We start from the raw sequence: 18540 nt of genomic DNA, 5'->3' as shown, positions 1-18540 counted from the left end.
CCAGCCGCAGCGGCCGGACAGGCGGACGGACCCCACGTGATGCCACCGTCCACGGGGGTCCGTCTCATCGCCGGGAAGCCGCCCGACTCCCGGCCCGCGCGGCCGGCCGGTGGCCGTCACGCCCCGGCCGGCAGCAGTGCTGCGGTGACCGGTATATGCCCTTCACAAGGGCGCAAACACCTCTACGCACGGGTAGGTTTGCCCATCTCGCCTGGGTGGAGGGCGAGTTACGGGATGACGATGACGGGCCGCTTCGCCCGCTTGGCGAGCCGCCCCGCGACAGAGCCGAAGATGCGCCCCACGATGCCGTGGGTGGAGCCGACGACGATCGCGTCCGCCTCGTACTCCCGCCCGACCTCCTCGAGCTCGTGGCAGATGTCTCCGCCGCGCTCGACGAGGATCCAGGGCACCTCGGCCAGGTACTCGGCACAGGCGAGCTCGAGGCCGAGCACCTCGGTGCGGTGGTCCGGCACGTCGACGAAGACCGGTGGCTCACAGCCGGCCCACACGGTGGTGGGCAGCCGGTTGGCGACGTGCACGATGATCAGGCCCGAGCCGGAGCGATGGGCCATGCCGATCGCGTACGCGAGGGCGCGCTCGCTGGATGTGGAGCCGTCGAAGCCGACCACGACGCCGTGCTTGAAGGCGGGGTCGCAGGAGTGGCGTGGCTCTTCCGCCGCCAGGGGCTCTGCCGCCGTGGGGTCGGCGACGGGCCGCTTGCGGTCCGCTGGTTCGAAGAATTCGTGACCGGCCATGGCTGTCTCGGCGTTGTGATCCTTGTGTGGGAGGGACGACAGTGTGCGGCGGAGCTGTGTCCGGGAATCATCTTCCCAACCCCATACCCCCAAGGGTACGGCGCCAAGCCTCCTTGGCCCAGAGCCCGCCCACCGTCCGTGGGGGTTCCAGGGAGCATGCACGAGGGGGCGCCCGTAACGCAATGGTTGCTGCGTTGTACAGGCGGTTTGCACAGGGTTCACATGGCCGGTCCTGTGCGGGACCCACCGGACGGCCCTCGATACAGTGACCGACCGGTCGAACGCGCGTTGACTTCCCTGAGCCACCCCGCAGGGAGACGCCACAGGGAGCACGTGATGACCGGACACCGACCGCCCTCCGAGGACTCCACCACGGACGTGGTCCGCTGGGCGGCCTTCAGCTGCGTCCTCGTCCCCGTGGTCCTCGTCTGCTACGGCACGTCGCTGGCCGGCGCGGCGGGCACGGCTCTCGGTCTGGCCGCCGTCACGGCCGTCTGCCGTATCCTCCTGCGCCAGTCGGAGCGTGGCGCGGCCCGCCTGCGGGCGGAGGAGCGGGCGCCTCGTCGTGGCCGTCGTCACAGGAGCGGCGCCGGGGCCCGGCGAGGCGGTCGTCACACCGGGGGAAATACACCGGTCGGCTGACCGGTTTCCATGCACCCGGACGATTCTTTTCAGCCAACTTCCGCACTGGGCGTGTCCCTTGGCCCGACCACCCCTCAACCCCCGTTCCACCTGCACGGATAGGGTCTCCGGTGCCCTGCGCACCCTACGTGGATTAGCCACTGCCACAAGGCGCACTTCCCTGCACGGCCCACGAGTGCAACGCTTCGTGATCGAATGCTTTACGCCAAGTTGCCATGTCGACAATGTGCCGGATGACGAACTGGTCACGTCGGCACGACGGGACACAGTAGATTCGATCTTGACGTCTTACGGCGGGGGACTCGTGCAGGACCGAGGGGAAACGTGCTGGAGCGACATGCCCGACAAGTTAGGGGCGCCGCGACCACCGAGGGGGGCTTAGCAGTATGAGCCACGACTCCACTGCCGCGCCGGAAGCCGCGGCCCGGAAGCTTTCCGGGCGACGCCGCAAGGAGATCGTCGCGGTGCTGCTGTTCAGCGGCGGCCCCATCTTCGAGAGTTCCATACCGTTGTCGGTGTTCGGGATTGACCGCCAGGACGCCGGCGTACCGCGCTACCGCCTTTTGGTGTGCGGTGGCGAAGAAGGCCCGCTGCGGACCACAGGGGGCCTGGAACTCACCGCACCACATGGCCTGGAAGCGATCTCACGCGCGGGCACGGTCGTCGTACCGGCCTGGCGCTCGATCACTTCACCGCCGCCGGAGGAGGCGCTCGACGCTCTGCGCCGGGCGCACGAGGAGGGCGCCCGCATCGTCGGGCTGTGCACCGGCGCCTTCGTCCTGGCCGCGGCGGGCCTGCTGGACGGCCGCCCCGCGACAACACACTGGATGTACGCACCGACGCTGGCCAAGCGCTACCCGTCGGTGCACGTCGATCCACGAGAACTCTTCGTGGACGACGGCGACGTACTGACCTCGGCCGGTACCGCGGCCGGAATCGACCTCTGTCTCCACATCGTGCGGACGGACCACGGCAACGAGGCGGCCGGCGCGCTGGCCCGCCGGCTGGTGGTCCCGCCGCGCCGCTCGGGCGGTCAGGAGCGCTACCTCGACAGGTCTTTACCAGAGGAGATCGGCGCCGACCCGCTCGCCGAGGTCGTCGCCTGGGCGCTGGAGCACCTCCACGAGCAGTTCGACGTGGAGACGCTGGCGGCGCGGGCGTACATGAGCCGTCGTACGTTCGACCGCCGGTTCCGCTCACTGACGGGTTCGGCCCCGCTGCAGTGGCTCATCACGCAGCGGGTGCTGCAGGCGCAGCGGCTGCTCGAGACGTCCGACTACTCGGTGGACGAGGTCGCGGGCCGCTGCGGCTTCCGCTCGCCGGTGGCGCTGCGCGGGCACTTCCGGCGGCAGCTGGGCTCGTCCCCGGCCGCCTACCGGGCCGCGTACCGGGCCCGCCGTCCGCAGGGCGACAAGCCGGTGGACAGCGACGGCTCGGGGGGCCCGACGGGTCCCGCGCCCAATCCACCGGTGCAGCTGCACCCGGAGAGCGGTCCGGTGCCGATCCAGACCCGCCGCACCCCGGCCCCCGTGGGCCCGCACTCCGAGAACGGCCGCGAGCTGTACGTCGGCGGCCGGGCGAGCCTGCCCGGGCAGCGCAGCGGCACGTGACGTCCTGATGCCGGGCGGGCCATCGAGCCCGCCCGGTGTCATGCTCGCGCCGACGCGGGGCACCCCAAAAGCGGACGTCAGCCGTAGGGTGTTCGCATGAACGATCGCATGGTGTGGATCGACTGCGAGATGACCGGCCTCTCGCTGTCCGACGACGCGCTCATCGAGGTTGCCGCCCTCGTCACCGACTCCGAGCTCAACGTGCTCGGCGACGGTGTGGACATCGTCATCCGGCCGCCGGACCAGGCGCTGGAGACGATGCCGGAGGTGGTGCGTCAGATGCACACCGCGTCCGGACTGCTCACCGAGCTGTCCGGCGGCACGACGCTCGCCGACGCCGAGGACCAGGTCCTCTCCTACGTCCGCGAGCACGTCAAGGAACCCGGCAAGGCCCCGCTGTGCGGCAACTCCGTCGGCACCGACCGCGGGTTCCTGCTCCGGGACATGCCCACCCTGGAGGAGTACCTCCACTACCGGATCGTGGACGTCAGCTCCGTCAAGGAGCTCGCCCGGCGCTGGTATCCGCGGGCATACTTCAACAGCCCGGAGAAGAACGGCAACCACCGCGCCCTCGCCGACATCCGCGAGTCCATCGCGGAGCTGCGCTACTACCGCGAGGCGATCTTCGTCCCGCAGCCCGGACCCGACTCCGACACCGCGAAGACGATCGCCGCGAAGCACGTTCTGCCCGGGCGGTAAAGCCGGGCGCGAGCACCCCTTCAGACCCTGTACACTTTTTCTCGGCCGGTCGGGGAAACCCAGGACAGCCGAACATGGTGGGTGTAGCTCAGTTGGTAGAGCACCTGGTTGTGGTCCAGGTGGCCGCGGGTTCAAGTCCCGTCACTCACCCCACTCACCTCAGCCGGTGATCCTGGAGACAGGGTCACCGGCTGAGGTCGTTTCAGGAGTCGGACGCCCTGAGCAAGGCCCGCGCGTCCTTGCGGAAGGCCGCGACCAGCCGGCTCCGCTCCTCGGCTCGGGTCGCGAGGACCACATGGGCCGGGTCGACCCCGTGCAGCGGGACCGCGGTGACGTCCGGGCGGAGCGCACCGGCCCGGGGCAACGCCGTGATGGCCAGGGCCTGCCCCGACGCGACGAGTTCGAACTTGTCCTCCAGCGCGTCGGCCAGCGGACCGTCGGGTGCCGGTCGGCCGTCCGGCCGGGGGTCGATGCGCCAGTACGCGTTCCAGGCCGGGTCGGACACCCGGACCAGCGGCTCGTCGGCGATGTCGTCGAGGGTGACGAACTCCTTGCCGGCGAGGCGGTGACCGACCGGGAGCACCAGGAATCGGAGCTCGTCGTAGAGGACCGTCACCTGCGCCCCGTCGGTCGGGAAGGGCAGCCGGGTCACCAGCGCGTCGACCTTGAGCTCGGGCAGGACCGTGGTCCGCTCGTTCCAGTCGACGTGCACGGTCCTGACGTCGGCGTCCGGGAAGCGCTCGCGCAGCGCGCGCACCGCCGGGGTGACGATGATCCCCGCCGTGTACCCCACGGTGATGCGGCTCGGCTCGGCGGCCGCCCGGGCAAGGCCCGCCGCCTGGGCCGCAGAGCGCAGCAGCGCCTTCGCCCGGGGCAGGAAGACCTCCCCCGCCTCGGTGAGACGGCTCCCCTGCGGGGTCCGCTCCAGCAGTCGCGCGCCCAGCTGCTGCTCCAGCCGCCGGATCTGCCTGCTCAGCGACGGCTGGGTGATGTGCAACGCGTCGGCGGCCCGGCCGAAGTGCCGGTGCTCGGCGACGGCCGTGAAGTACCGGACCAGCCGGAGGTCGAGGTCGGTCATGCCCGAAGCGTACGCCCGGGATCGCGGCCGGTGCCCGCAGAAACGGCTGCCACCTGCTGTCATGCCTGATACGTATTGCGCAATGCGGAACAAGCTTTGGACGCATCCGATCCCTTCTCCGCACGCTGGGACCCTCACTCGTCACAGCGAAGGATCACCATGCGTGTATTCGTCACCGGTGCGACCGGCTTCGTCGGTTCCGCCGTCACCCGTGAACTCCTCGACGCCGGGCACGAGGTCCTGGGCCTGGCCCGTTCGGACCGGTCCGCGGAAGCACTGAAGTCCGCGGGAGCGGAGGTGCACCGCGGGGACCTGAACGACCTCGACAGTCTGCGTCGGGGCGCCGAGGCGGCCGACGGGGTCGCCCACCTGGCGTTCATCCACGACTTCACCAACCTGACCACCTCCGGCGAGGCCGACCTGCGGGCGATCGAGGCCATCGGGTCCGTGCTCGAAGGCACCGGCAAGCCCTTCGTGGTCACCTCGGGCCTGCTGACCGCCCCGGGGCGGCTCGGCACCGAGGAGGACCCGGCCGACCCGGACTCCCCCGCCAAGCACCGGCACGCCTCGGAGGTCGCGACGCTCGCGCTCGCCGAGCGCGGAGTGCGCTCGGCGGTGCTGCGGCTTCCCCCGAGCGTGCACGGCGAGGGCGACATCGGCTTCGTGCCCATGTTCATCGACTTCGCGCGCGACAAGGGCGTCTCGGCCATGGTGGGCGACGGCTCCAACCGCTGGGCGGCCGTCCACCGGCTCGACGCGGCCCGGCTGTTCCGGCTGGCCCTGGAGGCGGCACCGGCGGGCGTACGGCTGCACGCGATCGGGGACGAGGGGGTGCCGTTCCGCGAGATCGCCGAGATCGTCGGGCGGGGGCTGGGGGTGCCGGTCGCGAGCGTGGCTCCCGAGGAGGCGATGGACCACTTCGGCTGGCTCGGCCACTTCGCCGCCATCGACATGCGGGCGTCCGGCACGCTCACCCGCAAGCTGCTGGACTGGCAGCCGGAGCACCCCGCGCTGATCCCGGACCTGGAGGCGGGCCACTACTTCAAGACCGCCTGAGCCACCCGGCTACGACACCGCCCGCCACGCCTCCACCAACTCCCGCACCCCGTCGAACCGTTCGCCCGGCTCAGGACGCGTGGCCCGTTCGACGACCGCGAGCTGTGCGGCCGTACCGCGAAAGGCGCCCTCGCCCGGGCCGGCGTCCAGCAGGAGGCGGGCCAGTGCTCCACGACCGCCTGAGCCCCCGCGCTACGACACCGCCCGCCACGCCTCCACCAACTCCCGCACCCCGTCGAACCGTTCGCSCGGCTCAGGAYGCGTGGCCCGTTCGACGACCGCGAGCTGTGACGCCGTACCGCGAAAGGCGTCCTCGCCCGGGCCGGCGTCCAGCAGGAGGCGGGCCAGTGCTCCACGACCGCCTGAGCCCCCGCGCTACGACACCGCCCGCCACGCCTCCACCAACTCCCGCACCCCGTCGAACCGTTCGCGCGGCTCAGGATGCGTGGCCCGTTCGACGACCGCGAGCTGTGACGCCGTACCGCGAAAGGCGTCCTCGCCCGGGCCGGCGTCCAGCAGGAGGCGGGCGGTGCGGCCGAGGACGTGGACGGTGGTGCGGGTGTCGATGGTGGCGCCGCGCCGCCACTCCTCGGGGGACATGAAGCGGGTGGAGCCCGGGAGGCGGTCCACGGTCAGGACGAACGGGCCCGGGCGGTACTCGTCCAGGTCGATCAGGTGCAGCTCGTGGGCGCCGAAGTCGTAGAGGAAGGCACCGTCGTAGAGATCCACGGCGACCAGACCCGCGGCCTCGACCGCGAGGTGGGCGTCCAGGACGCGGTCCAGGGCGTGGTGGACGCGGGCGAGGGACAGGGCGCGGAAGCGGGCGCGGGCAGAGCCGTCGTAGAGGATCTCGCCGTCGTGCCACGGCATGACGACGGCCGTACGGCGGTCTCCCACGGTGATCCGGTGCAGTTGCGGGACGATCGCCGGGTGGCGGACCGTGCGGTGGAAGGACCAGGCGCGGTCCAGTGAACGCCGGCCGCGGTCGGTCGTGGCCTCCTTCACGAACCAGCGGGTGCCGTCGGGGAGCCGTACTCCGTGGGAGAGGCAGCCGGAGTCCTGTTCGCGGAAGGAACGGAACACCTGGCCCACGGTCCGCAGGTACGGCTCGGTCGCGGGGATCTCGTCAACGTCCAGCAGGGGATGCGCCGTCATGACCCTTCCGCGTGATCCTTGCGTTCAACCTCTTGATGCTGAGCTCAGGACGAGGCCCGCGCCACCAGCTCGGTGGCCAGGACCACCTGCCTGCGCTCCAGGCCCCGGGAGACCGCCGGGCGGCGGTCGGCGATCTCCGTGAGAAGGAGGTCGATCATGTGCCGGCCCATCTCCTCGATGGGCTGACGGACGCTGGTCAGAGGCGGGTCCATGTGGCGCGCTATGGCCGAGTCGTCGTAGCCGATCAGCGCCACGTCGGAGGGGATGCTCCGGCCCTCCTCGCGCAAAACCTGGCGGGCGCCGGCCGCCATGACGTCGGAGCCGGCGAAGACGGCGTCCAGGTCGGGGCGGCGGGCCAGCAGCTTCGTCATCGCCCGGCGGCCGCCCTCCTCCGTGAAGTCGCCGGGTTCGATCAGCCGCTCGTCCACCTCGTGGCCCGCGTCGCGCAACGCGTCCCGGTAGCCGTCGACACGGCGCTGGGCGCCGTACACGTCGAGGCGGCCTGTGATGTGCGCGATCGCGCGGCGCCCGCCGTTCAGGAGGTGCTCCACGGCCGAACGGCCGCCGCCGTAGTTGTCGGAGTCCACGGAGGGAAGGGTCTCCGCCGCCGAGCGCGGGCCGCTGATCACCGCCGGGATCTCCAGCTGGGACAGCAGGTCGGGAAGCGGGTCGTCGGCGTGGACCGACACCAGCAGGACGCCGTCGACCCGGTGTGCCGCCAGGTACTGGGCCAGGCGCCGGCGTTCGCGGTCGCTACCCGCGAAGATCAGCAGGAGCTGCATCTCGGTCTCCGAGATCTCCGCGCCCACACCCTTGAGCATGTCCGAGAAGTACGGCTCCGCGAAGAACCGCGTCTCCGGTTCGGGCACGACCAGCGCGATCGCGTCCGTACGGTTGGCCGCCAGGGCACGCGCCGCCGTGTTCGGGACGTACCCGAGCTCCGCCACCGCCGCCTCGACCGCCGCGCGGGTGGCGTCGCTGACCCGGGGCGAGCCGTTGATCACCCGGGAAACGGTCCCCCGGCCGACGCCTGCGCGCGCGGCGACCTCTTCGAGGGTGGGCCGGCCACCGCTTCGGCTCCGCGATCCGTGGCTTGCCATTGGGCTCCGCCTTCCCACCGTGTCTCTAAGCTGGCCTGGAATTTAACAGTCCCGCGTGTGGGCGTGACGGTCACGGGGGCCGGTGGCCCCGCACCTCACCCCTTCCTGCCCGAGGGCCGGGCGGTCCGAGTGGTTCCAGTTAACAGGCTTATAACTGAACGCATCTCCCCTCGCGCACTCCCTTGACACCCTCGCTCCAACCCGCGAACCTTCAACACATCACGAGTGGGAGCGCTCCCACGGTACCTGACACATAAACATCCCGCACGTTCCCCGCCCGAGCCGCAGCAGTCAAGTAACGGGCCCAACAACGCAGTTGGCCGGGGGGTCGGCACGTCAGGGCAACAGGAGGACGCAATGCGAGCACGTACCCGAACCCACCGCAGGGTGGTGGTCCTCGCGGCCGTCGCGTCGCTGGGCGCCGGGCTGCTGGCCGGCTGTGCCGACGACGGCGGCAACGACGACGACGGTTCGTCGTCGGGCGGAGGCAAGACCACGATCACCCTCGGCCTCTTCGGCACCCAGGGCTTCAAGGAGGCCGGGCTCTACAAGGAGTACGAGAAGCTCAACCCGGACATCAAGATCCAGGAGAACGTGGTCGAGCGGAACGAGAACTACTACCCGGCTCTCGTCAACCACCTCACCACCAACAGCGGCCTCCTGGACGTGCAGGCCATCGAAGTCGGCAACATAGCCGAGGTCGTCTCCACCAACGCGGACAAGCTGGTGGACATGTCCAAGGTCGCCGGGGTGGACAAGAGCAAGTGGGTGGACTGGAAGTGGCAGCAGGCCACCACCAAGGACGGCCAGACCATCGGCCTCGGCACCGACATCGGCCCGATGGCGATCTGCTACCGCAAGGACCTCTTCCAGCAGGCCGGTCTCCCCACCGACCGCGAGGAGGTCGGCAAGCTGTGGGCGGGCGACTGGAACAAGCTCGTCGACGCGGGCGCGGACTACAAGAGGAAGGCCCCCGCGGGCACCACCTTCATGGACTCGCCCGGCGGTCTGCTCAACGCGATCGTCAGCAGTGAGAAGGACAAGTACTACGACGCGTCCGGCGAGGTCATCTACAAGTCGAACCCGGCCATCAAGAACGCCTTCGACCTGACGGCGAAGGCCGCCAAGGACGGGCTGGTCGGTGCGCAGACGCAGTTCCAGCCGGCCTGGGACACGACGATCGCCAAGAGCAAGTTCGCCGCGATCGCCTGCCCGCCGTGGATGCTCGGCTACCTCAAGGGCAAGTCGGCCCCCGAGTCCGCCGGCAAGTGGGACGTGGCCGCCGCGCCCAAGTCCGGCAACTGGGGCGGCACCTTCCTGTCCGTGCCCAAGAGCGGCAAGCACGTGAAGGAGGCGGAGAAGCTGATCACCTGGCTGACCGCGCCGGAGCAGCAGGCCAAGCTGTTCAGCGTGCAGGGCAGCTTCCCGAGCTCGTCCGCCGCCTACGACCTGCCCCTGGTCACCGACGCGAAGAACACGATGACCGGTGACGCGCCCATCGGCAAGATCTTCGCCGAGGCCGCCAAGGCCATCCCGACGCAGGTGATCGGCCCGAAGGACCAGATCATCCAGCAGGGTCTGACCGACAACGGCGTCATCCTCGTCACCAAGGGCAAGTCGGCCAAGGAAGCCTGGGAGACGGCCACCAAGACCATCGACAACAACCTGGAGAAGTGACCGGTATGGCCACCCGGCACGACACCGCCGCGCTCCCCCTCAAGGAGGGGGGCGCGGCCCCGGGCCGCCCGCCCGCGGACGCCGTACCCGATGACAAGGACCAGCGGCGCCGGGCGCGGCTGTCCCGCCGCTGGCAGCGGGACATGCGCTGGAGCCCGTACGCCTTCGTCTCGCCGTTCTTCCTGCTGTTCCTCGCCTTCGGCCTGTTCCCGCTGATCTACACGGGCTGGGCCTCGCTGCACACGGTGGAGCTGACCGATCCCACCGACATGCAGTGGGCGGGACTGCGCAACTACACCCGGATCTTCGACGACGACTTCTTCTGGAACGCGGCGAAGAACACCCTGACCATCGGCATCATCTCCACCGTCCCGCAGCTGGCGATGGCGATGGGCCTGGCGCACATCCTCAACTACAAGCTGCGCGCGTCGACCTTCTACCGGGTCGTGATGCTCGCGCCGTACGCGACCTCGATCGCCGCCGCCTCGCTGGTGTTCGTGCTGCTCTTCGGCCGCGACTACGGCATGATCAACTGGGCTCTGCACTTCGTCGGTATCGACGCCATCGACTGGCAGAACGACAAGTGGCCCTCGCAGATAGCCGTCTCGTCGATCGTCATCTGGCGCTGGACCGGCTACAACGCGCTGATCTACCTGGCGGCGATGCAGGCGATCCCGCAGGACCTGTACGAATCGGCGGCCCTGGACGGAGCCAACCGCTGGAAGCAGTTCCTCCACGTCACCCTGCCCTCGCTGCGGCCGACGATCCTGTTCACCGTCGTCGTCTCGACGATCGGGGCGAGCCAGGTGTTCGGCGAGCCGCTGCTGTTCGACGCCAACAAGGGCGCGTCCGGCGGCGCCGAGCACCAGTTCCAGACGCTCGGGCTGTATCTGTACGAGCAGGGCTGGGTGAACATGCACCTGGGCCGCGCCTCCGCGATCGCCTGGACGATGTTCCTGATCCTCATCCTGATCGGGATCGTCAACTACGTCATCTCGCGCCGGCTGCGCGCCAGTAGTTAAGGAGACCGGCCGTGACGACGACCCTGACGAAACCCGCGGCGGACGCGGATTCCCAGCCTCCGAAGCGCCTGCGCCGGCCCAAGTCGGCGCGCGCGGGCGGGCAGATGCACGCGGGGCCCATCGCGTACGTCATCCTCGCCCTGTTCACCATCGGCTCGCTGTTGCCGCTGGTGTGGACGGCGATCGCCGCCTCGCGCGACAACCAGCGGCTGGCGCAGACCCCGCCGCCGTTCTGGTTCGGCGGCAACCTCTTCCACAATCTCGACATCGCCTGGAACGACGCCAACCTGGGCAAGGCGTTCATCAACACCACGTTCGTGGCCGGTGTGTCGGCGCTGACCATCGTCTTCCTGTCCACGATCGCCGGGTTCGCCTTCGCCAAGCTGCGCTTCAAGGGCCGCGGCGCGATGATGCTGATCGTCATCGGCACGATGATGGTGCCGCCGCAGCTGAGCGTCATCCCGCTGTACATGATGGTCGCCAAGCTCGACTGGACGGACCAGCTCCAGGCGGTGATCCTGCCGTCGCTGGTGAGCGCGTTCGGGGTGTTCTTCATGCGGCAGTACCTGATCCAGGCGCTGCCGGACGAGATCATCGAGGCGGCCCGGGTGGACGGTGCCGGCAGCTGGCGGGTGGTGTGGCACGTCGTGTTCCCCGCCGCCCGGCCCGCGATGGCCGTCCTCGGCATGCTGATGTTCGTGCAGACGTGGAACGACTTCCTGTGGCCGTTCCTGGTGCTGACCCAGAACGGCAACCCGACCGTGCAGGTCGCGGTCGCACAGCTGGGCCGCGGCTACACGCCGGACCAGTCCCTGATCATGGCGGGCGCGCTGCTCGGCACGCTGCCGCTGCTGCTGGTCTTCGCGATCTTCGGCAAGCAGATCGTGGGCGGCATCATGCAGGGTGCCGTGAAGGGCTGAGCTCCTGACGCCCTGGGGGCCGGGTCATCGCCGCCCCGGCCCCCCGTTCTCCCCCTCCCCTCTACCAATAGGTCTCACGACCCCCAATGGGAGCGCTTCCATGCTTGAGTCCGAATCGCCGGCGACCCCGGTGACCTTTCCCCCCGCCTTCCTGTGGGGCGCCGCGACCTCCGCCTACCAGATCGAGGGGGCGGTGCGGGAGGACGGCCGTACGCCCTCCATCTGGGACACCTTCAGCCATACTCCGGGCAAGACGGCCGGCGGCGAGCACGGTGACATCGCTGTCGACCACTACCACCGCTACCGCGACGACGTGGCGCTGATGGCCGACCTGGGCCTGACGGCGTACCGTTTCTCGGTCTCCTGGTCCCGGGTGCAGCCGACCGGCCGCGGTCCCGCGGTCCAGCGGGGTCTGGACTTCTACCGCCGGCTGGTGGACGAGCTCCTCGCGCACGGCATCAAGCCGGCCGTGACGCTCTACCACTGGGACCTGCCGCAGGAGCTGGAGGACGCGGGCGGCTGGCCGGAGCGCGACACGGCCTACCGCTTCGCCGAGTACGCGCAGATCGTCGGGGAGGCACTCGGCGACCGGGTGGAGCAGTGGATCACCCTCAACGAGCCGTGGTGCGCGGCCTTCCTGGGCTACGCGTCCGGGGTGCACGCGCCGGGCCGTACGGACCCCGCGGCCTCGCTGAAGGCGGCGCACACGCTGAACCTGGCGCACGGGCTCGGCACTTCGGCGCTGCGCGCGTCGATGCCGGCCCGCAACTCGGTGGCGCTCAGTCTCAACTCCTCGGTGGTCAGGCCCTTCTCGCAGGACGCGGCGGACCTGGCGGCGGCGCAGAAGATCGACGACCTGGCCAACGGTGTCTTCCACGGGCCGATCCTGCACGGGGCGTATCCGCAGACGCTGTTCACGGCGACGGAGCTGATCACGGACTGGTCGTTCGTCGAGGACGGCGATCTCGCCCTGATCAACCAGCCGTTGGATGCGCTGGGCCTCAACTACTACACGCCGGCACTGGTGTCGGCCGCCGACGCGGACACCAGCGGGCCACGCGCCGACGGTCACGGCAGCAGCGCGCACTCCCCGTGGCCCGGGGCGGACGACGTCACGTTCCACCAGACCCCCGGTGAGCGCACGGAGATGGGCTGGACGATCGACCCGACGGGCCTGCACGACCTGATCATGCGCTACACGCGCGAGGCCCCGGGGCTGCCGCTGTACATCACGGAGAACGGCGCGGCCTACGACGACAAGCCCGACCCCGACGGCCGCGTCCACGACCCGGAGCGGATCGCCTATCTGCAGGGCCACCTCGCCGCGGTCCGCCGCGCGATCGCCGACGGCGCGGACGTGCGGGGCTACTACCTGTGGTCCCTGCTGGACAACTTCGAGTGGGCGTACGGCTACGAGAAGCGCTTCGGCGCGGTCTACGTGGACTACGCGACGCTGGAACGGACACCCAAGTCCAGCGCCCTCTGGTACGGCCAGGCAGCCCGCACGGGCACGCTTCCGGAGGTCCGGAGCATCCCGTAGCCATCACGGAGACGGGGGTCGGGGGAACGGGGCGCGGCAGCCGAGGGGGGTGCCGCGCCCCGCCGCGTCTCACCGCGGGGCAGGTCGTGTCAGCGTGCTTCCCGTACGACCACGACGTCGCCCGGCGCCACTGTCACCCGGCCGCCGTCGACGTGCTTCCCGCTCAGCAACTCGGTTGCCCGCGAGGCCACTTGTACCTCGGCGTCCCGCTCACCATGGTTGATGAGGAACAGGTAGTCCGCGTCCTCGCCCCTGCGCAGCACCGTCTCCACGCCCGCCGGTGTCTGGCGTACCGGCGTCACGCCCGCCTCGGTGCGGATGCGGTCCAGCAGAGCCGTGAGCGTCGTCGGGTCCGGGTGGGTGGCCAGGTACCAGGCCACGCCCTCGCCGTAGGGGTGCCGGGTCACCGCGGGGACGCCGGTCAAGGGGCCTTCGGTGTACGAGGTCACGGCCTCCGCGCCGGCCAGGTGCACGCGCTCCGACCACAGGGACGCCGTACCGCCGCCGTCGAGGGTCACCGTCTCGTCGGGCAGCAGCGGGAACAGTTCGTCCGTGCTGACGCCGAGTGCCTCGCGGAAGGCGCCCGGGTAACCGCCCAGGCGGACATGGCAGTTGGCGTCGACGGCACCGCTGTGGAAGCCGACGACCAGGGTGCCGCCGCCTGCCGCGAAGCCGGTCAGGTTCTGGGCGCCCTCGTCGTCGACGAGGTAGAGGGCGGGGGCGAGGACGAGGCGGTACCGCGACAGGTCCGCCGACGGGTGGATGAAGTCCACGGCCACGCCGGAGCGCCACAGCGGCTCGTACCAGGAGCGGACCAGGTCGAGGTAGCGGACCGCCTCGCTGGGCTGGGAGGGGAGTTCCAGGGCCCAGCGGGCGTTCCAGTCCCAGACGACGGCGACCGAGGCGGGGCTGGTGCTGCCCCGCACCTCCGCCAGTGCCTTCAGGTCCGCGCCCAGCGCCACCACGTCACGCCAGATCTGGCTGTCGGTGCCGGCGTGCGGGAGCATCGCCGAGTGCCACTGTTCGGCACCCGCCTTCGCGGCCCGCCACTGGAAGTAGGCGATGCCGTCGGCACCCCGGGCGACGTGCCCCAGGGCGTTCCGGCGCAACTCGCCCGCGTTCTTCGCCCTGTTGACCGGCTGCCAGTTCACGGCGCCCGTCGAGTGCTCCATCAGCAGCCACGGGCCGCCCGCCAGCGAACGGACCAGGTCGCCGCTGAGCGCGATGTCGATCTGCGACTCGGGGTCGGTGGAACGCAGGTAGTGGTCGTTGGAGACGACGTCCAGTTCCGGTGCCCAGCGCCAGTAGTCCAGCGCCTCGAAGTTGTACATCACCATGAAGTTGGTGGTGGCCGGTACCGAGGGGGCGGCCTCCCGCAGCACCTCGCGCTCCGCCTTGTACAGCGCCAGCAGTGCGTCGCTGCAGAAGCGGCGCCAGTCCAGCTGGTGGGTCGGGTTGGGCACGGCGCCGGTGGCGCGGGGCGGGATGATCTCGTCCCAGTCGTAGTACCACTGGCTCCAGAAGGCCGTTCCCCAGGCGTGGTTCAGGGCTTCCAGATCGCCGTACCGCGACCGCAGCCACACCCGGAACGCCTCCGCGCTCGCGTCGCAGTAGCACTCCGCGTTGTGGCAGCCGTACTCGTTGTGGACGTGCCACATCACGACCGCGGGGTGGTCGGCGTACCGCTCTCCGAGCACCCGGGCGATCCGCAGGGCCGCCTCCCGGTAGGCGGGGCTCGACGGGCAGAACGTCTGGCGGCTGCCGTACGACAGTCTTCTGCCGTCCCGGTCGACCGGCAGCGCCTGCGGGTGCTTGCGGAAGAACCAGGCGGGCGGGGCCGCGGTCGGTGTCGCCAGGTCGGCGGCGATGCCGTTCTCGTGGAGCAGGGCGAGGATCTTGTCGAGGCGCGAGAAGTCGTACTCGCCCTCGCGGGGTTCGAGGAGCGCCCAAGCGAAGATGTTGACGCTGACCATGTTCACGCCCGCCTCACGCATGAGGCGTACGTCCTCGGCCCAGACCTCCTCGGGCCACTGCTCGGGGTTGTAGTCGCCGCCGTAGGCGATGCCCTCCGGGATCATCGGGCACCTCCGTCGAGCAGGCGGCGGGTCGTCTCCACGCCCCACTGGTCGAGCGACAGCAGGCGGTCGCTGGACGCCATCAGGCCGCCCGTGGCCTCCACATGGGCCGCCCAGCGCTCGCGGGTCTCCACGGCCGGGCGGGCCATCAGACAGTCCGGGTCGTTGACCCAGAGCCTGCCGTGCTGCCATTGGCGGCCGACGCCGGTGAACTCGGCCGGGTCCTGGCCGGGCTGGCTGTAGTCGTCGGCCTCGGGGCGCCGGTGCGGGGCCGTGTCGGGGCTGACCCGCATCGCGTCGAACAGGCCGATGGAGGGCAGGGCGGGCGCCCCGCAGCCGAGCAGGTAGGAGTCCTCGCCGATGGCCTCGCGGATCAGCTCGATCCCGGAGCGGTACGCGGTGAGCGCGTCCACGGAGGAGTGCCGTACGCCTTCCAGCGCACCCGCGTACAGGAAGTCGACCTTGAAGTAGTCGTAGCCCTCGGAGACCAGGGTCCTGAAGACCGATGCCAGGTACTCCGCCGCCTCGGGGTGGGTGGTGTCCAGGACGCACAGGTCGTGGCCCCAGTTGTGGCCGGCGTGCAGGAAGCCTCCGCCGGCGTCCTCGACCAGCCAGTCGGGGTGCTCGGCGGCCAGGTCGCTGGCCGGGTCGACCAGGAAGGGGGCCGTCCAGATGCCGGCGCGGCGGCCCCTGGCCCGGATCGCGTCGGCGATGCCCGCGCGGGAGCGGAAGCGGCCGGAGAGGGTGAGCCAGTCGCCGAGGGCCTTCTGGTAGCCGTCGTCGATCTGGACCACGTCGATGGGCAGGTCGAGGGTGTCCATCGCACGGAGGTTCTCGTGGATGTCGTCCTCGGTGACGCCGGTGAAGTACTCGTACCAGGAGCACCAGACCGTGGGCGCCGGGCGGGGTGCCTCGACCCCGAGTCCGGCGGCCCACTCGGCCAGCACCGACTGGATGTCCGTACCCGTGAACTCCTTCACCGGGCCGTCGGCTGAGACCTCCGCCACGGAGCCTTCGGCGACCAGGCGGATCGACGGGACCTCGTGCAGCGGGTCCGCCGCCGCCCACAGCCGTACCGGTGACCCGTCGCCCGGGTCGAGCGCCAGCAGCCCCTCGCCCTGGAAGGCGCCTTCGGGGACGGTGACACCCGGGCGGTAGCAGACCGTCGCCCAGTTCTCGTTGGTCGGGCGGTACGGCTTGTCGCCGAGGGCGTAGGCGCCGCTGGGGCTCCAGGACTGCCAGCCCTCCTCGTGGACGCGGGCCTTTCGGGGGTCCACGGGCACGGAGGCGAGCGGGGTGAAGGGGTGGGGCACGGTGGTTCTCTCTCAGGTGAGGGCGGTCAGCCCTTGTTGGCGCCGAGGGTCAGTCCGCTGACGAACTGGCGCTGGAGCACGAAGTACACGATCAGGGTGGGGATCGCGGTGAGCAGGGCACCGGCGGCGACCAGGTTGGGGTCGGTGAAGTACTGGCCGGAGAGGTTGTTCAGAGCCGAGGTGATCGGCATGTTCTCGCCGGTGGAGATCAGCACGATGGCCCAGAAGAAGTCGTTGTAGATCCAGATGGACAGCAACGTCCCCAGGGCCGCCATCGCCGGCTTGCACAGCGGCAGCACGATCTGCCAGTACATCCGCCACACGGAGGCACCGTCGACCAGCGCGGCCTCGGTGAGCTCGTGCGGCAGCATCCGCATGTAGTTGCTGAGCACGAAGGCGCAGAAGCCGGACTGGAAGGCGATGTGGATGAGGACCAGGCCGAGCGCGGAGTCGTAGAGCTTGCCGCTCATGGTGATGCCGGGCAGGTCGATGAGCAGGTACATCCGGTACAGCGGGGTGATGATGACCTGCTGGGGCAGCAGGTTGCCGGCGGTGAAGACGAGCAGCAGCGCGATGTTGAGGCGGAAGTCGAAGCGCGCGACGTAGAAGGCGACCATCGACGACAGCAACAGGGTGACCAGCACGGCCGGCACCGCGATCAGCAGCGTGTTGCCGAAGTAGTGCAACATGTCGGACTGCGTGAAGGCGTTCTTGAAGTTGTCGAAGTTGAGGGTGTCGGGCCAGGAGACATAGCCCTTGGTGCTGGTCTCGCTGTAGGGGCGCAGGGCCGCGAAGACCGCCCACAGCAGCGGGGCGAGCCAGGCCAGTGCGGTGCCGGCCAGGAACACGTGGAGCAGGATCCGGGCCGGGCGCAGGGGGGTGCGCTGCTTGGCGCCGAGCGCGACGGTGGGGGTGCTCATGCGCTGCGCTCCTTGCGGAAGGTCGAGATCAGGTACGGGATGATGACCGCGAGGGAGATGACCAGCAGGACCACCGCGATCGCCGAGCCGTAACCGATCCGGCTGGACTCACCGATGATGTTGTTGGTGATCAGGATCGACAGCAGCTCGGTGCCCTGGGCGCCCTTGTTGAAGACGAACACCAGGTCGAAGGCGCGCAGCGCCTCGATGATCGTGACGACCAGGACGACGGTGTTGGTCGGGCGCAGCGTCGGGAAGATGACGTTCTTGAACGTCTGCCACTCGTTCGCGCCGTCCAGTGACGAGGCCTCCCTGAGGGAGGGGTCCACGCCCTTCAGCCCGGCCAGGTAGAGGATCATCATGTAGCCGGTGTGCCGCCAGGACGCGGCGATCAGCACGGCCCACAGGTTCAGGTGCGGGTCGCCGATCCAGTCGATGTAGTGGCCGGGCTTGTTCGCCCCGATCAGGCTGTTGATCAGGCCCGTGTCCGGGTTGTAGACCAGCTGCCAGACAAACCCGGTGACCGCGAGCGAGACCACCACGGGCAGGAAGAACGCCGTCTGGTAGACCCGGGAGAAGCGGATGTTCTTGTCCAGCTGCACGGCCAGGAACAGGCCGAACGGCGTCGGGATCAGGATGAGCACCACGAACCAGATGACGTTGTGCTCGACCGCGGGCCAGAACTGCGGGTTGTCGGTGAACAGCTGACGGAAGTTGTCCAGGCCGACCCACTTGATGGAGCCGAAGCCGATGCCGTCCCAGCTGGTGAAGGCCAGCGCGATCGACGCGAGGGCGGTGACCCAGACCAGGGCCACGTGCAGGATCGTGGGCACGCCGGCCATGAAGCCGAGCGTGATGCGGTCACGGCGGGTCAGCAGGCGCTTGTGCCCCCGCGGGACCCGCTTGTTGACAGGGGCAGGGCCCGAAGGCGGCACGGCGGCCGCCTCCGGGCTCTTCATGTTCGTGTCGGTAGTCATT

At 70.1% G+C, this 18540-nt stretch carries 16 protein-coding genes and 1 tRNA gene; 9 read left to right on the top strand and 8 right to left on the bottom strand.

The window, feature by feature from the left end:
- Positions 1 to 227: 227 nt before the first annotated feature.
- On the bottom strand, positions 228 to 755 hold the full coding sequence (locus tag BFN33_RS34730) for a universal stress protein (RefSeq protein ID WP_069764167.1): 528 nt from the start codon (positions 753 to 755) through the stop codon (positions 228 to 230).
- A gap of 336 nt (positions 756 to 1091) precedes the next feature.
- Between BFN33_RS34730 and BFN33_RS34725 the strand changes: the two genes are divergently transcribed.
- The 4 genes from BFN33_RS34725 to BFN33_RS34710 all read left to right on the top strand — a co-directional run bounded on the left by BFN33_RS34725 (position 1092) and on the right by BFN33_RS34710 (position 3859).
- A complete protein-coding gene (locus BFN33_RS34725) occupies positions 1092 to 1397 on the top strand; it encodes a hypothetical protein (protein WP_069764166.1) in 306 nt (101 codons plus the stop codon).
- 386 nt (positions 1398 to 1783) lie between these two features.
- A complete protein-coding gene (locus tag BFN33_RS34720) occupies positions 1784 to 3007 on the top strand; it encodes a GlxA family transcriptional regulator (RefSeq protein ID WP_069764165.1) in 1224 nt (407 codons plus the stop codon).
- A gap of 96 nt (positions 3008 to 3103) precedes the next feature.
- On the top strand, positions 3104 to 3706 hold the full coding sequence (orn, locus tag BFN33_RS34715) for an oligoribonuclease (protein ID WP_069764164.1): 603 nt from the start codon (positions 3104 to 3106) through the stop codon (positions 3704 to 3706).
- A gap of 77 nt (positions 3707 to 3783) precedes the next feature.
- Positions 3784 to 3859, top strand: a tRNA-His gene (locus BFN33_RS34710).
- A gap of 49 nt (positions 3860 to 3908) precedes the next feature.
- On the opposite strand, the gene BFN33_RS34705 is transcribed toward BFN33_RS34710, so the two are convergent.
- Positions 3909 to 4784, bottom strand: coding sequence for a LysR family transcriptional regulator (locus BFN33_RS34705; RefSeq protein ID WP_069764163.1), 876 nt, complete (start codon positions 4782 to 4784; stop codon positions 3909 to 3911).
- 159 nt (positions 4785 to 4943) lie between these two features.
- Between BFN33_RS34705 and BFN33_RS34700 the strand changes: the two genes are divergently transcribed.
- Positions 4944 to 5840, top strand: coding sequence for an SDR family oxidoreductase (locus tag BFN33_RS34700; RefSeq protein ID WP_069764162.1), 897 nt, complete (start codon positions 4944 to 4946; stop codon positions 5838 to 5840).
- Between the two features lie 375 nt (positions 5841 to 6215).
- On the opposite strand, the gene BFN33_RS34695 is transcribed toward BFN33_RS34700, so the two are convergent.
- Both BFN33_RS34695 and BFN33_RS34690 read right to left on the bottom strand, forming a co-directional pair.
- A complete protein-coding gene (locus tag BFN33_RS34695) occupies positions 6216 to 6995 on the bottom strand; it encodes a serine/threonine protein kinase (RefSeq protein ID WP_069764161.1) in 780 nt (259 codons plus the stop codon).
- Positions 6996 to 7039: 44 nt separating this feature from the next.
- A complete protein-coding gene (locus tag BFN33_RS34690; protein ID WP_069764160.1) occupies positions 7040 to 8095 on the bottom strand; it encodes a LacI family DNA-binding transcriptional regulator in 1056 nt (351 codons plus the stop codon).
- 357 nt (positions 8096 to 8452) lie between these two features.
- Here BFN33_RS34690 and BFN33_RS34685 point away from each other — a divergent pair, with 357 nt between their 5' ends.
- The 4 genes from BFN33_RS34685 (at position 8453) to BFN33_RS34670 (ending at position 13254) form a co-directional block, all read left to right on the top strand.
- Entirely contained in the window at positions 8453 to 9772 is a 1320-nt protein-coding gene (locus BFN33_RS34685) for an ABC transporter substrate-binding protein (RefSeq protein ID WP_069764159.1), read from the top strand.
- A gap of 5 nt (positions 9773 to 9777) precedes the next feature.
- Positions 9778 to 10794 (top strand): carbohydrate ABC transporter permease, encoded by a 1017-nt coding sequence (locus tag BFN33_RS34680; protein ID WP_069764158.1) that lies wholly within the window; start codon positions 9778 to 9780, stop codon positions 10792 to 10794.
- A gap of 11 nt (positions 10795 to 10805) precedes the next feature.
- Entirely contained in the window at positions 10806 to 11714 is a 909-nt protein-coding gene (locus BFN33_RS34675; protein ID WP_069764157.1) for a carbohydrate ABC transporter permease, read from the top strand.
- 100 nt (positions 11715 to 11814) lie between these two features.
- Positions 11815 to 13254: a GH1 family beta-glucosidase gene (locus BFN33_RS34670; RefSeq protein ID WP_069764156.1), complete on the top strand. Its 1440-nt coding sequence runs from the start codon at positions 11815 to 11817 to the stop codon at positions 13252 to 13254.
- Between the two features lie 89 nt (positions 13255 to 13343).
- On the opposite strand, the gene BFN33_RS34665 is transcribed toward BFN33_RS34670, so the two are convergent.
- The 4 genes from BFN33_RS34665 to BFN33_RS34650 are packed head-to-tail and all read right to left on the bottom strand — an operon-like array spanning position 13344 to position 18539.
- Positions 13344 to 15332, bottom strand: coding sequence for a beta-galactosidase (locus BFN33_RS34665; protein ID WP_069764155.1), 1989 nt, complete (start codon positions 15330 to 15332; stop codon positions 13344 to 13346).
- Positions 15329 to 16642 (bottom strand): glycoside hydrolase family 36 protein, encoded by a 1314-nt coding sequence (locus BFN33_RS34660; protein WP_069764154.1) that lies wholly within the window; start codon positions 16640 to 16642, stop codon positions 15329 to 15331. Before BFN33_RS34660 ends, BFN33_RS34665 begins: the two co-directional genes overlap by 4 nt.
- 26 nt (positions 16643 to 16668) lie before the next feature.
- On the bottom strand, positions 16669 to 17562 hold the full coding sequence (locus BFN33_RS34655) for a carbohydrate ABC transporter permease (protein ID WP_069764153.1): 894 nt from the start codon (positions 17560 to 17562) through the stop codon (positions 16669 to 16671).
- Positions 17559 to 18539, bottom strand: a complete 981-nt coding sequence (locus tag BFN33_RS34650) for a carbohydrate ABC transporter permease (RefSeq protein WP_069764152.1) — start codon at positions 18537 to 18539, stop codon at positions 17559 to 17561. The genes BFN33_RS34655 and BFN33_RS34650 overlap by 4 nt, the downstream gene beginning before the upstream one ends.
- Between the last annotated feature and the right edge of the window lies 1 nt (position 18540).

The sequence above is a fragment of the Streptomyces sp. LUP47B genome, from assembly GCF_001746295.1.
Lineage (GTDB): Bacteria > Actinomycetota > Actinomycetes > Streptomycetales > Streptomycetaceae > Streptomyces.
The sequence above is the reverse complement of the archived record's forward strand: the minus strand, read 5'-3'. Positions and strand labels throughout refer to the sequence as shown.